This is a genomic window from Aquimarina sp. MAR_2010_214, assembly GCF_002846555.1.
GTDB lineage: Bacteria > Bacteroidota > Bacteroidia > Flavobacteriales > Flavobacteriaceae > Aquimarina.
This window is the reverse complement of the sequence record NZ_PJMS01000001.1, coordinates 1,238,085-1,252,894: the sequence shown is the minus strand read 5'-3', so window position 1 is coordinate 1,252,894 and position 14,810 is coordinate 1,238,085. Positions and strand designations below refer to the sequence as shown.

The 14,810-nt window shown below is 33.5% G+C and carries 8 protein-coding genes; all 8 read right to left on the bottom strand.

What is annotated here, in order from left to right; genetic code table 11:
* Position 1: 1 nt before the first annotated feature.
* A complete protein-coding gene (locus tag ATE84_RS05535; RefSeq protein WP_143273578.1) occupies positions 2-661 on the bottom strand; it encodes a hypothetical protein in 660 nt (219 codons plus the stop codon).
* Between the two features lie 59 nt (positions 662-720).
* A complete protein-coding gene (locus ATE84_RS05530; protein ID WP_101446538.1) occupies positions 721-1,155 on the bottom strand; it encodes a hypothetical protein in 435 nt (144 codons plus the stop codon).
* An 81-nt stretch (positions 1,156-1,236) separates the two neighbouring features.
* Complete coding sequence (locus tag ATE84_RS05525) at positions 1,237-2,553, bottom strand: DUF4157 domain-containing protein (protein WP_101446536.1); 1,317 nt, start codon at positions 2,551-2,553, stop codon at positions 1,237-1,239.
* Positions 2,550-3,038: a hypothetical protein gene (locus ATE84_RS05520; RefSeq protein WP_101446534.1), complete on the bottom strand. Its 489-nt coding sequence runs from the start codon at positions 3,036-3,038 to the stop codon at positions 2,550-2,552. Before ATE84_RS05520 ends, ATE84_RS05525 begins: the two co-directional genes overlap by 4 nt.
* 52 nt (positions 3,039-3,090) lie before the next feature.
* Complete coding sequence (locus ATE84_RS05515) at positions 3,091-4,701, bottom strand: contractile injection system tape measure protein (RefSeq protein WP_101446532.1); 1,611 nt, start codon at positions 4,699-4,701, stop codon at positions 3,091-3,093.
* Complete coding sequence (locus ATE84_RS05510; RefSeq protein WP_101446530.1) at positions 4,698-8,555, bottom strand: hypothetical protein; 3,858 nt, start codon at positions 8,553-8,555, stop codon at positions 4,698-4,700. Before ATE84_RS05510 ends, ATE84_RS05515 begins: the two co-directional genes overlap by 4 nt.
* A gap of 15 nt (positions 8,556-8,570) precedes the next feature.
* Complete coding sequence (locus ATE84_RS05505; RefSeq protein WP_101446528.1) at positions 8,571-11,384, bottom strand: hypothetical protein; 2,814 nt, start codon at positions 11,382-11,384, stop codon at positions 8,571-8,573.
* Positions 11,385-11,394: 10 nt separating this feature from the next.
* Positions 11,395-14,805, bottom strand: a complete 3,411-nt coding sequence (locus ATE84_RS05500; protein ID WP_101446526.1) for a baseplate J/gp47 family protein — start codon at positions 14,803-14,805, stop codon at positions 11,395-11,397.
* Positions 14,806-14,810: the final 5 nt, after the last annotated feature.

Genomic DNA, 14,810 nt, shown 5'->3' with positions numbered 1-14,810 from the left:
ATTAATGATTAATTTTTCTCTTTACTTTTTTGGTTATACCATTTATAGCGTTTCTTTGTACTATTTTCTCAGTACCTTTTAATTGCTCATTAACTTTCATGTTTCTTATTTTGTTATTGAACAGTGTAGTATCTTTTTCATTCACAACTAAATCCTGAATTTGGGCTAATTGTCTTAATTGTTTTGCTTGGGTAGTCGTTTTAGTTTTTTGAGTATGGGTATCTGATGAAGCTGTTTCATTATCAGCATCTTCTTTTTCTACCTCAATTGCTTTATCAGCATATTCTATTGCTTCTTTGGTATTCCCTAACAATAATTTTGCTTTACTGATTTGCAAAATATCTTCTGGTGTTTGTGCTCGTTCTTCTAATTTTTCTGTTAGGGCTTCTAATTTTTGTTTTACAACTGTATCCTTTGGATTCTGAATATACTCATCTTGATATTTTGAGAATGCGATTTTATCTCCTGAGATGGTTACTTCTTGTACACTGGGATATCCTATCATTAAAATGGGTATTGGAAAAAAAAACAATAATTTTTTAATCTCTTCTTTTCTTATAATGTAATACACTAAGCCAGCACTCAAAATCAGGAATAGAAAAATTCCTAAAAATAATAGTACCAATTCATACAGATGTAAGTCGTTTAATATTGTTTCCATGGTTTCATTTTTTATAAGACTTTCATTTTTCATTCATTTTTGTACTTTCTATTCATGTTTTATTCTGTTATTTCTAATGAAATTATAGAAGTAATCGTTTCTGTTTTGTTTAAATCCTTTGATTGATTGCTCTTTATACTAATTCCGTTATATTCAATATTGATAGAAACGGTAATTGTATATATTCCCTTTTTTTCAAACTCTATCCAATGGTTCAAAAGATATTTAGTAGATAATTCTTTTCCAGGTTTCAACTCATATTCTGGTAGTAGACTTATACCTAACTCTTGTTTGTTTGAGTTCATTGCATATCCTTTGGATTCCTTTACCTCTATCTTTATCTCTTCTGGTTCTTCTTTTTGAAAAAACACATAGACTTCTTTTTTGGATGTATTTTCTATGCTAAAGTCCAACCAAATATTTTCGTTTATACAGTAGTTGCTTTTATCAAGTTGAAAACAACCTGCAAGAGAAGATTCCTGAGTTTTATCCATTTTTATAGGTATTATTATTGTTAAACAGAAAATGGTGTTTATTATAATGATCTGTACTTTATTCATGAAAATGAATTCATTTTATGGTATTTTCACCCTTCTCGCAGATTTAAAACCTGAACCTCCATATTTCACAATTCTATAAAACCATTTTGTTGTTCCTTTTATTCTATATACTGTTCTTCTAATAGTATACCGCTGACCGGGAAAAGTATGCCATTTACTATCACAATTAGGTCCAGTACATTTCCATTGGTATACCTGAGTTGCAATCATTTTTCCATATTTTTTTGAGAGACTCGCAATTCCGGGAGGATAGCTGTGTGTATCCATTGCGGCACCACTAGTTCCTGCTACACTAAGTATTGTTGGATTTGGTGGTGTCCATGTAAATGGTGGGTTAGGTATTTTGCCATATTTGACTACTTCTCTAACCGTGCAGTTAGATAGATCTGCTAAAGCTCCTGTACTACTTTTCCAATTTATATCAATTCTAATTGCATTTGCTCCATGTTTTCTGGCATTTTTATGTTTCCACTTAATAGGGCGAACACATTTCGGCTTTTTTTGAAGTTGTATCGCGGGATTTCTTTTTTTATTTATTCTTTTTTGTTGTACCATACCTCTCTGCTGGATGGTATGTGTCAGTTCATGCGCTAATAAATGTTTTCCATCTTTAGAACTTGGATTGTATTTTCCCTTATTAAAATATATATCAGTACCATGTGTAAAGGCCTGCGCTCCTAATTCTTGACTCATTTGTACAGCATTACTATCTGTATGAATGTTTACATGACTGAAATCTGCTCCAAAACCTGATTCCATTTCATTTTTAGTATCACCAGACAATTTATTTCCTTTACTACTAGTATTAAGTTTAGACTCTATTGATCCAGCAGTATTAGGGTTTTCTGACTTGGTTTGAATACCTTCCTCTTCCATAGCTTGAACCTCTCCTTCATTTTCACATGCTGCGCATTTTGCTTGTACTGGTTCCTCTTCTTCCATAGCTTGAACAGGTTCCTCTTCTTCCATAGCTTGAACAGGTTCCTCTTCTTCCATAGCTTGAACAGATTCCTCTTCCTCCATAGCCTGAACAGGTTCTTCCTCTTCCATCTTCTGAACTCCTCCTTCTTTTCTATCTTTAAACATGCTTGTTTGTACTAATGGAGTAATAGAAGATGCCAATGGTTTTTGTTGTACTTCTTCTTCAGAGCCTCCTTTTTTTTGGATTGCTCCGTCTGAGTTTGATGAACTTTTACTAACGACTTGATCTGCCATTTTATCTGCTTCAACCTCGTATTTATCTCCAGGTTTACCCACCTTCAACTTTGGTTGAATAAAAGATCCTTTATTTTGAGTTTGATTTATTGGTTTTTTCCTTCTGTTTAGCCTCATGATATTTCTTCTTTTGCTTCTTTTCTTTTTGCTTTGGTAACATCACTGATAAGACTTACCAATTGATGCCACCCATCTGTTCCTCCTGCAATCACAGAAGCTGTTAGTATGCAATCCAAACCCCTAAACAGTACACCTTGAAATAATTCTGATTCATATGGTGGATTCATAAAGGTCTCTATAATTCTAAATCCAACAATTGCCAGCAATAATCCCACTGCAAATGAAGTATGTGTCGCCAGTATAAAATTCTTTTTGGAAACTTGTTTTTCACTATCCTCATCGAGCTTATTCTTGTCTTTTTTCTTGATGATAAAAAGTTCATTAAACCTTTCTACAAGTGCCAATACTATCGGAAATGAAAGTAATAATGTACTTAGGTCGATGTCTTCTATAGATTTGAACTCCAATATGGATATATCAAACCGAAATAAAAGAGCCATTGTTATTACAAACAATACTAATATGTAAAGTGAGGTTTTCATAAGTCTACCTATTTTTTATAATTGCCTGTGAATTAGCGTATGTATAAACACCTTACCATTCTACAAAGACTAATTTATCAATCCATGGAAGTCTAATCAATGTGTGATTCCACGGTAATTTTTCTAACAGGATATCCTGTGTTTTTTTCTCTACAATCACTCTATACTTGGATTCATCCCCTAAGACCAATTTCCCCTCTCGTTTTATGAATCCTTCTCTTAATCCATCTGGAGAAGTATTTTTAAGTGCACCCCAATATTTTAATACTGAATTCAATAAATCCTCCGCTTCTTTTTTTAAGTTTTTGGATAGTTTAACCGTTCTCTGAATCGGTTTATGAATAGGAAAACCACATAAAAACTTTTCGAATACCAAACTACTTTCTGATGGGTTTTCATCTTTTGTTGCCAAATAATGAAGTAGATGAACTGCTTTCTCTCTTTCATCTGGTTTTATATTTCCCTTATCATCAGTCATTTTTGCAGCTTCAAAGAATAAATTCAAATATGGATGAACCAGTACCAAGCCAGCATTTTTGATATATACTTCGCTTTCGTATTCTCCAGTATCTATTTGTATTTCTTCTTGTTGTTTATCAGTGTGCAAATCTTTTGTAAGTGTTTTCATCTCTTTAATCTCTGAAAAATCTAGTTTTTTTGAAATCATAGCGGATGTTATGGATACTATCTCTTTGGTTATTGTTTCAAGGTGTATTTGCTGCACTCTGATACTTTCTTTTATTATGATCCCTACCAAATGAGCTAAAGTTTTCTTATCTATTTGTTCTTTTACAATTTTCTGTATCTCAGTAACAAGATTCTTCTCTGAAATTTTATTTCCTTTTTTAGATTTAAATGCTTTTAAAACTTCTTCTTTTACCTTTTCAAGAAGGATTGTTTTAATAGATATCGAATTAGAAAGTTTCTTTAATTCTAATGATAAAAACTCATTTGAAATTCTATCTTTTTCAACCTCTTCGCTTCTAACCTTCAAAAACAAATTACCCAGTCCTTTTTTTAAGCTGGTAATATTCTCATCCATCACATATTTGGTGATTACTTCCCAATATTGATTTCTGGATATATTATCCGAAATATTTTTAGAAGCGCCTTTTTTTCCCAATATTTGTGACAACAATTTATCTTCAAACTGATAAATCAATCGCTGTCTAACGGTTTTATTCTGTACTGTTTTTTTTAGTTTCGTTTTAAAACTTTTATTTGAAACTAGGTTAGCAATGAATTCTGTGCTAAAAAGATCCATATTAGAATTCCACCAAGGATGTTGTCCTGTTTTTAGAAAATGAAAAAATGTATCTACATCGTTTTTCTCTTTATTAACAATTGAAAATGAGGAATCACTTGTTTTACCTTCTTCAGATTTCTGTGTAATCAATAGTTGTTTCTGAAGCGATTTGAGAATATCTAATTGTAATTGTACTTGATCTTTTACATTAACACTATCAATATTCAACTCCAATTTGTCAAATCTTAGATTATGATTTTTATTTTCTGAGATTGAGTTAAAACAACTTTCCATTACCGGAAGCATACTTTGTTTTATAAAAGTATCCAGGTTATCCTTAAGGTAATACGCTATTTTTGTATCTGATGTATTTACCTCAAAGAGTATCTTGTTTATAATATGTTTTGGAGTGTTCATATTAATAATTCTAATTGTTCTTTGATTCTCTCCACAAGAAGGTCTTTATCTTCTACTTTTTGTAGCGTAGTCTCTAGGAATTTTCTCAATTTTTCCTCTTTATCTATACTCATTTGATTGTTTCTGAAATCTGTTAATGCTGAACTAATATCTGCCAGCACATCCTCTATTAGGCTTCTAGATTCTTCAATCTGATCAATAGATTGGCAGCATAAAATTGTATAGAATAATTGTACCTGTAGTCTAAAGATGTTGATCAATGCAAAGAATTCAAAACTATCTTGAGCTTCTATTCTCTTAATAATAGCTTCGGCTGTTACAAGAATTAAAGGTCTAAACCTTTCTAAGAGTTCTCCATTAAACTCTCCGTTTACAAATTCTTCTACTCTCTCCCTTATCTCTTTATACTGAGTAAGAGTAGGCTCGAAAATATCTCTAATTAACTCTTGTGACATATCATTGAACTGAGCTAACTCATCTCTTCCATTTTCAACAACCTTAGTAGCATCATTAATACATTGCCTGTCCACTACAGCTACCTCGAATTGTATATCGTGCGAAACTGTATTACTGCATTTACCATTGGTAATTGTTAATTCTACGGTAACCAGATTCTTATCGTTTACTGGTAACTTATATTCATGTCTTGGATTTTCGTCTGTTCTATTATTTGGTAATGTGTTATCTCCAAAATCCCATAAATATTTAACCCCTGTTGGAAGATCAACTCCTTGAACCGTAAAGTTTACAGAAGCTAATGTATTGTCATCAGAATACTTTGGTTCTGAATTAATAAAATCAAATTCTGGTTTTCTATACACCGTAATTTTTGCTTCTGTAAATTGATCGTTTACTGTAAACTTGATTTCTTTGCTTAATAACTCTGTGCTTATCTGTGTAGCATCAAAGAAAAACTTACCGTCAGTCTGAACAACTCCGCCATTAAGTCCTTCTTCTACATCTTCAGCAACAATTCCATCCGCTGGTATTACCTCAAATGCTATTGGTGTGGTATTATCATCCAGACATAGATAATCTACAGGTAATCTCAAGGATACAGGTTGTTTAGGTATAATAAATGCGGTTGGTGAACAATCAGAACAACAACTATATGGCAATGAAAAATCTGCAACTACTGTATTTTCTGTTACATTGGCAATTGGAGGCAATAACAAATCTCCAAACCTGGTAAAATCCAAAAGATTAGTATTTATCGCAGATAAGCCTGGATCAATAGCTGTTATAGAAGGGTTGATAGCCAACGTAGGGTTGATAGCTGCAGTGCCAAAGGAAGAAGTATTAATCGTACTAGCCAATGATAAATTGCTTGCCGAAAATGCTGTTGGTAAAACTGCCGTATTTGCTAAGGATAATGTATTTACTCTTCTAATCAGTGGTGTTTTTCCTTTGTAAACCATTACAAAGGTTCCTCCAGGTTTTACTCCTGCTTTATGCTCTAATCCTGTGTGTTTTTCAACAAACTTAGATAATAACTTCTGAGAGAGCACTTCTTCTTTTCTCTTTTGTATTTCTGCTAACAGAATTTCAATTTTTTCTGCAGCACAACAGTTAATTGATAATTGGTTTAGTAATAACGCATATTGCTGTTCAAATCCAGCTCTTCTATAACTGGACACATTAGAATAGAGCAATCCTGTGGTTCTTTTTTTATATGCCTCAACTCTTTCGCAAAGATTTTCTACCGTGATTTTATAATCATTAATTCTCTTGATATCCATTTCCTGAACATCATTAGGAATAAATCGGGTTGCCACTTTAGTAAATGCCAAAATTTCTGCTGGTTGATTTATTGCTACTTCTTTTATTTCAGCCTCCCAAGTGGCTATTACCGGATCTTCATCTATATCTTTTTTGATAACTGCTATGATATCTTCTGCAGAACCTTCTGGTTTTTCCTTAATCGCTTTATCTATTATTTTTCCCAGTACATCATTATCCTTTACCAAATTATCCTCAACTACAGTATCAACATTATATGTTGCTTGAAACCCTCCGATATCTCCAAATGTACTCTGTAATGCTAACGTATCCAGAGAAAGACCTCTTGTTGATGTAGCGCTTATCGGTGCTAATAATGTTCTTTCTGCAGTGAATGTTGTTTCTGAGGCGGTATCCAATGCTGCTGCTGAAGATTGCTCAAAATCATTCACTCTATAAAACTTATGTTTCCCCTTATCGTTTAAGCTAAAACCCGAAAAGAACTTTGCTACACTGGCATTTAAACAATTTTGCTCTGCTCTCCATGCTTTTAAGACTACATTTAGGTCATCAAACTGACATTTATAATCAGAAAAATCTAAGCTTTCTAAAGTTTCATCAATACTTAATACCTTAATATCGAATGCTAGTCCTTTTTCGTTCTTTATCGTATCCAGATCCTTTATTGCCGTGCGATAATCTTTTCCCAGATGCCCTTCGATTCTATAAAAATCATTACTACATATATCATAATCCAAAGGGTTTTGGATTTCATCATTAGATGACAAATTCGCGCTTTGATGCCCCAGGTTTCGATCTGCTTCATATTTTTTGGTCTTATCGTAATCCCAATTCTCAATTAGGTTTTTTGTACTTCTAAAATAATACGGGATAGCGCGTTTGCTCAATGCCTGATCGTAATTATTAGATGGTACTACCTTAACTTCGATTAATGCAGATTGCGGGATATTATATTCCTCTAACATATAATGCATACGAAGTATTAGATTTCTAATTTCTTCTAGTTTTTCTTTACCATGAGAAATTATTGGTGTTGGATAAAAACGATGTCTGCATTCCAGATATTCTTCCTGAGATGTTAACTCAGCCAATAGTAAATGCTTTGGGAATGAGTTTTTATTGGGACAGCAAACTACTCTTAAATCAAATAAAAGACATTTGATTTCATTATATGTATATATCAAATCTTTTAATATATCATATCGATACTGTATATCTAATGGAATATTTTTGGAAGTAAAATTGAAAAGCGTGGTAATATTATCATTAATTACAGATGATGTACTTACTACTAAAGAATCTGTATCCAATAAGACTTTAAAATCTGTAAACAACCTGGTTATTCCTGCTTTTAGATCTGTAAGAATAGGAGTGTTTTTAATAACTTCAAAATAACTATTCTTTAATCTAAAATAATTGGCGGTATTGGAGTTTTGAGAAATAATTGTATTTCCTGAAGCATTCGTTACATAATTGTTTTTTAGAATTACTCGTTTTACTGGTAATTCAGGAAGGTTAATGAATTTTTTAGTATTATTATGTTTGTCAAATATAGGATCGTTGGTTTTATTACTAATGGTCTCTACATTAGTTTTAGATAACAGTAGTATTCTAATTTTGGCAACCTGTTCCTCTCCTTGTGTATCACAATCCGTAGAAGTACATGGCGTCTCTTCTTTTGAATAATTTTCCAGGTAAAGTACTACAACCTTATCTTCTAGATCCTCTATTGTATCCAATAAAGCAGCTCCTTCAGCAGTTTCGGATTCTTCTGTAGTTAATAATTCTCTAATATCATCGATCCCTGTAAACTTAGTATACTCGGCATCTCTATCTTCGAAAGATCTGAAATGCGTGTATGTTTGTGCTACGTACTTAATCAAATCTCCATCTGTGGTTACTCCACACCCGTTGGATACGGTGATTGAACTATTCTCAACATAGTTTACCTCTAACCCACACACGACCCCTACTCCACTTAAACAAATACGTGTCAACCTATTTTGATCTTCAAAATAATCTATTATTGTATTGAGTTGTTCTGCAGTCAGTACCTGATCATCGACAAATGATCGGTATTGTGTTGTGATTTCTTCTAATTTTATTGTTGCCATGATTTTTGTTCTTTTTTAAAGGTTGCCAATATTCGTTCTTCCTAATATTATTTTGTTACCAGATTCTTCTGTATCCTCATTATCACAATCATGTAATTTTCCGGTGTGGTAAATTGTATGTACACTATTCATACAGTCAACAAGTTCGTTTACTGTAGTTCTATAATTTTCTATATCTTCTTTTGTTTCAATGGTAGTATCACAATGCAATTGCTCTAAAAAGGTTTTATACTTTTCTTGTAAGTTTAGCATTCCATTTTCCTCATCTGGCACCAAACCTTTTGGGTATCCTATCCAGCAGATTTTTGCTAAAATGTGAGCTGGTAGTTCTTCTCGAATCAATTGCTCTGCGAATGTCCTAAAATCCTTATTTCCAAATCGCTGTGTCCAACCCGGCAACACTATTGTAACTCTAAATGAATACGGGTCGACAGGACTACAGGATTTACAATCTGAATCTAAACAGGTCGGCATAAAATCTTGTGAACCTGCATCTGGTAATAACTCATCCGGAGGGTTGGGATCAAACTGATTTAGATTATTGATATCCGGGCGCAATAGTATATGCTCTATAATGTACATGCCTTCATCTGCATTGATACCCTTTATCAATTCTATTAGCGTATCTCTGGCTTCAATTCCTTCCTCGAGCGTATCGGTAAAGGCAATTCTTCTGGCAATAATCCGATCTTCATTTTCTAAATCTGTAATCGCAGGATTGATTAAATTGAAATACGTTTGTGTCTCATCTTCTGTTAATTTAAAATCATAATTATCCGAGTTTTTAGCTAAATGATATGCCAGATATAATTCTTCAAAGGCTTTGTCTAACGTATGGTAATGTTTACTTGATGATAGCAGTATCTGGGATTCATTTTTTATTCTCCATCTATACTCTGTAATTCCATCTTCATCAAGTTCATCATAGACTTCTAAGAATTCGGTCGCTAAATCCCTTCTTTGGTAATCTAATATTCCAAGCAGTTTAGAAATTCTTTTTTGTGCACCCGAAACATTAGAAGTGTCCCATATACCGTTATCGGTTGCTGTAGTTTCTGGATGGCAATAATTAAACCCTAACCCACGAGCACAACTAATTTCCTGGTAATCTTGTAAAAAACTCAACTTGGCTCGTAGAATCTCATCATTAGCACTATCATTATCGCCATAAAGCGACTTCATGATAAATACGTAATCTCCAAAACGTTCTGCAAAACGACTAATCAGGTGATCCAATAATTCGTTTCTTCTTTCATAAAAAATGGTATTGCCAGTATCCTCTCCTTTTATTTCGTTCATAATATGAATAAGATCCTGGTCGTATTTCGTGTGATCAGTAACTATAGTTTCGATGCCAGCAATGTCCTCTACTTGTTGCGTATAAAAAGTTTGCTTTGCTTTTAGTTCTTCTTCCTCTGTTAGGACTATATTATTTATATATAGTTTTTTTAGATCCTCATCAATGGATAGTAAATCTTTTACCTTGGACAAGTGTTTAAAGTAATTCGCCAGTAATTGATCAAAAAACAACAAATAGGCTTTTAGTTGCTTTGCTTTAGCCTTTCTTGCTTTTTTTGCGTTTCCGGGTAATCCAAATGGAGAAATTCCATACGTATCCGGAAAATCATTCTGAATAGTGGTGTAACTTTCAGGGTTTTGGTATGTTCCCAGAGGGATTTCTACATCTTCTATACTGACGCTTTGTTGTTTTTCTTTTTCTTCAGCTTTTAATTCTTTTAAATGCTCTTCTACTTTAACTTCATTAATACCAATTGGGAGTAATCCTTTGGTGAAATTAAATGTACTTTTATCACATCGTATCGGTTTATGCCAATCTTTGACACATATATTCCATGAACCTTCTAACCCAAGTTTCCCATCACAATTACCAATGGAAATATCTTTTATTACATGTACTCCTTCGATATTCATAATCAATTGAATAATATCCGATAGTCGTACTTCTTTTCTGAGATCAGCTGCTATGAGTTCTTCTTTATCTATGAATCCTCCTCTTACATTGTCGACATCTACACACGCACCAGTAAAGGGAATAGGGCCTTCAAATATTTGATCGGTTGTATATCCTTTATCAAACATTTGCTGCAGAGAATAGAAATTAATAGAAGGAGAAAAATAATGATCAATAGCTCGATAGATCAATGCTAAAATATATTCTTCATCTGCTCCAGGTTCCAGGTCTATATATGCACAAATGGCAATAGGGTCTTCTTTTATAAGTGTAACATCCACCACATCTTCACATAAGTTTCTGTTTTGATGATATAGATTTCTTATTGCTTTAATAATAGTATCCGAATTTTCTACTTCCTCTTCGAGATCCAAAATAATATCATTAAGTCCCTGAAGTTTAAAAGGCGCTGGTGCAGTCTGAGTTTCACCGAAAGGGATATACGAAAGTTCTGCTGGATGCTTTTTACAATTAATATAAATGTATTGATCATGCGCCTTGATCCAGGCATTTTTAACACCGGCCACATGAACGAATAAATTTCTGTAATCCAATGCTGTTATTGGCTTGGAGGGTAGAATATGTATTGCAGACAAAAACTGTTCATGCATTTTAGCCAGATTGTTCTTTTCTGATGCCAGTAAATTCTGAATGGGCATTTCTATTCGCTGAGAAAGATCTGTTATAGCATAGGATAGCATTTCCAGAATGGTTACTCCCGGATCATGAACATTATAATCTGTCCATAACTGGCTTCCGATCTTTTCGATATAGTCAACACCTATTTCTCTCAGGTATCCGTAATCGAGATCATCTCCCGTATTTACATTCTTCGGTATGGATATCGTTTCCTTCATTATTCTATAATTATGATGCTGATGTTAATACTGTGCAACCTTCTTCTGGTGTGACAGCGTCTACTTTATGCTTAGTGTATTTTACAGAGGTAAGAATCACTTTAGCACTGGAAGGCACTACTTTCTTTACCGTAGAAAATATCTTAACACCATTATTCGTTGTACCTGTTTCTTTTTTTAACTGAAAATCTTTTATGTAATCCACATACTCCAATTTCTCGATGTAATCTATAACTACACTTTCATGAAGTGTGATTCCAAAATTTATAACAGATGTTTTCTCAAAAGCCCACGGCGCTAAGAGTTGCGCAATATCCTTCTGTAATTGTGTTGAGTAGAAATTCTCATCTTTACCCTCGTAGAATTTTGCTTTCAGGGTTACCTGTACTTCTTCATAGATCGGATTAATCACCTCAGCAGTTACATGGAGCGTATTTAGTTGATTGATAAAGCTCTGTATTTCATTCCTCTTTGCTTTGCTAACTCTAGGTTTATAAGGGTCATATACGTTTTGATTGATCGTATTTGGTATCACAATCAAGGTTACATTTCCTGGTGATAAAAATGAATTTGAAGAAGTGTGATTCAAACAATTAACCTTATATATATCTGGGAACTCTTGTAAAATAAGATGTTCATAATCCCATTGCGTAGTTGCTCGTTGCTTATGTCGTGATCGTTCACTAACTCTTTGGTAAAATTCTTTATCCGTTTCTTGTAGTTTTCCATCAGAGGATCCAAAATTCTGAACAGCTCCTTTCACATTTGCCAATCGTTCTACCAATTTAGAAATTGTTCCTGCCGGAATTCCATATTGCAAATGACTTAACTCATTATTATTGTCTTCGAATTGGGCTAATACAGCTTGTGCTTTGATATCCATAAGTTGACTTACAGTATCAAAATCTCTCGGATTATCTACTTTAAGCCAAAAGTAACCTGTAGGCAGTTTCGTATTATCTTTAGTGGCTTGCTTAGGAATAGAAAGTTTTACAATACCTGATTTTAAAAAATTATCGGTATTATTAGTAATGATATAATCGGTATTCAATGTTAACCATTCATTAGCACATAAAATTGACCATTGTAGCTTCTCTCCTTCTTCAAAATCATTAGTAGTCTCAGGGTTTTCGCTTCCCTCCAAGGTTTGAACCAATAGAGATACCGTTTGTAAATTTTCTGCATTTTCTAAAGCGATGAACAGCGACCCTTTTTTATAAGTGGGCAATAACTTAATCCCCCTATCCGAATCTTTTAACACAGAATCTTTCTTTAATGCCGTATTTTCTTCAGAAATTCCAAAAGGATGTTCATGAAAAAGACTTATCTCTTTATCAATGGTACTAGCCGTTGCTTTATAGCTTATACTTATAGTTTCTACCTGTGGTGTATAGGGTTCATTAGGAATTACAATAGTGTCTTCTTCTTCTGGTTTAGACATCGCTACCGAAAAGATTCTGGGAAACAATGAGTGTAAAAAAGATTGATTTAATGTAACTCTCACAAAACCTTTTTTACTGGCTGCAGAGAATTTTTCGGGAGCTTTTTCTGGTTTCTCCTGAGATTTTTTTTCAGTACCTATAAATGATTGTCCTGTAGGCAAAATTGCGCTCTGACCTATTAAAGATGAAAAAGCTTTGGATTTTGCGCTAACAAATTTATCTGGGTTTAAAGAAATTTTCTTTACCGATTCTTTTTTCTCGAAATTTTGTATCAACCAATCTTTAAATAGTTCATACTCTTTTATTTCTTCCCAAACCCCATTTTGGAGTACATCTATATCTACCTTAAAATAATCTTCTCCTGTAACTATTCTGATCAACTTATCTTCAGACTCTTGTGTCACCTTATTTACTTTAAATTTATCCGTTGGTGACGATCCTGAAGTTTTTAGATCAAAAATACTTTTGGTCAGGTTTGTTAAATTATCCGTTGGTGACGGTTCTGGAGCTTTTAGATTATAAATACTTTTGGTGAGGTTCGTTAAAAATTCTTCACGATACGCATAATATCTATCTCTAAAGTCTTTTGGCTTGTCTTTCCAACTTAAGTCAACAGTTATTGAGCTCCAGTTTTTATCTAAAATTTCTGGTATTCCGATAAAGAAATTAGATCCAACTACTGGCTGTGGACCAAAGGGTAAAAATGGTTTTGAAGCATCTAAAACTCCCAGATCATTCTCTACTACAATATCTTGTATTGCAGCTACAGAAACATCAATGGTAATTGAATTGACAGTTGCTTTAGAAAACAACTGCTGAAACAAATCTCCCTTATTACTATCCTCGTTGTTATCAATAATAAATCTTGCTATGGGATTTATCGTTGCATATGGCTCCAATAACACTTCTTGATTATAGTGAATTATTGGGTCTGACCCTTCATCTACCAATACTACTATTTTCAGTATTTTACCCTGTATTGAAGAGGGGTCATCCAGAAAATTAATGGGTTTATTTTTTTTAGTAATGATTGTTCCTAGTACCCATTCTTTTTCTCCACTAAATGATACTTCCAGAATGTCACTTAAATCATTTTCTGTTAAGCTCCCTAGCTTGAACAAACTTAGATCGAAAGTGAATGTTATGGTTCGTTTTCCTTCTTTGAGTAGCAAAACCGGAGAGGATAATCCAAACCCTGTTTTAGCAAAAGGCAAATCAGGGTAAGATCCTGTATCCTGGGTTGCTCCAGGAGTATTTGTTGGATATCCAAAAGGCCACCATCTTATCTCATCATCAGGAAAATCTTCTCCCATTCCATCGAAGGAATTGGCTACAAAAGCGTTCTTAACTCCTACGTTTTCTTCGTGAAATACATTTCTCAACGATGCCACAGAGGCTTTATTGACAATGATTTCGTCTTTGGTTTTATAAATACGTTTTGCTCCGTTTCCATCCTTTCCGCCATCCAGTGCGGTATTTTCTTCTATTCTAACCTCTGAGGCGTTCTTGGCTAATTCAAATAGCAAATGAACTTTATCAGCTACGGGAGCTTTATTATCTAGTTTTAGTACTTCTTTATAATAAAAGTCCAGATGTTTTTTAGAAAGACCATTTAATCTTTCCTGAGAAAAAGAGGTTAATTTTAGAAATGCTGCAAACAGTGTAAGGTGTGGTTGTATATTGCTTTCTAAAACTTTTGAATCATTCTCAGTTTCTTCCAGACCGGTTAATTTTACTACAAAATCCTTAATCTCACTTTCTTTGATAAAAAAGTCACCCCAATCACCTGAAAGGGTATTCGTTTTAGTATCAAAATAGTTTACTTTCTCAGAAAACTTTAAGGCAAATCGCATCCAGTCTTCTGTATCCAGATTATGTAATTTTATATTTCCCGGGTCCAGAGCATCAATACAACGTTGATTTTGAGAAGTACCATTTCTCATCAACAATAAATCGTTATGTTCGCAACTGCTACTCATTGTAT

Bases quoted from the DNA above. Each gene is read 5' to 3' on its own strand.
- ATE84_RS05535 (WP_143273578.1), bottom strand. From the start codon at position 661: ATGGAAACAATATTAAACGACTTACATCTGTATGAATTGGTACTATTA.
- ATE84_RS05530 (WP_101446538.1), bottom strand. From the start codon at position 1,155: ATGGATAAAACTCAGGAATCTTCTCTTGCAGGTTGTTTTCAACTTGAT.
- ATE84_RS05525 (WP_101446536.1), bottom strand. From the start codon at position 2,553: ATGAGGCTAAACAGAAGGAAAAAACCAATAAATCAAACTCAAAATAAA.
- ATE84_RS05520 (WP_101446534.1), bottom strand. From the start codon at position 3,038: ATGAAAACCTCACTTTACATATTAGTATTGTTTGTAATAACAATGGCT.
- ATE84_RS05515 (WP_101446532.1), bottom strand. From the start codon at position 4,701: ATGAACACTCCAAAACATATTATAAACAAGATACTCTTTGAGGTAAAT.
- ATE84_RS05510 (WP_101446530.1), bottom strand. From the start codon at position 8,555: ATGGCAACAATAAAATTAGAAGAAATCACAACACAATACCGATCATTT.
- ATE84_RS05505 (WP_101446528.1), bottom strand. From the start codon at position 11,384: ATGAAGGAAACGATATCCATACCGAAGAATGTAAATACGGGAGATGAT.
- ATE84_RS05500 (WP_101446526.1), bottom strand. From the start codon at position 14,805: ATGAGTAGCAGTTGCGAACATAACGATTTATTGTTGATGAGAAATGGT.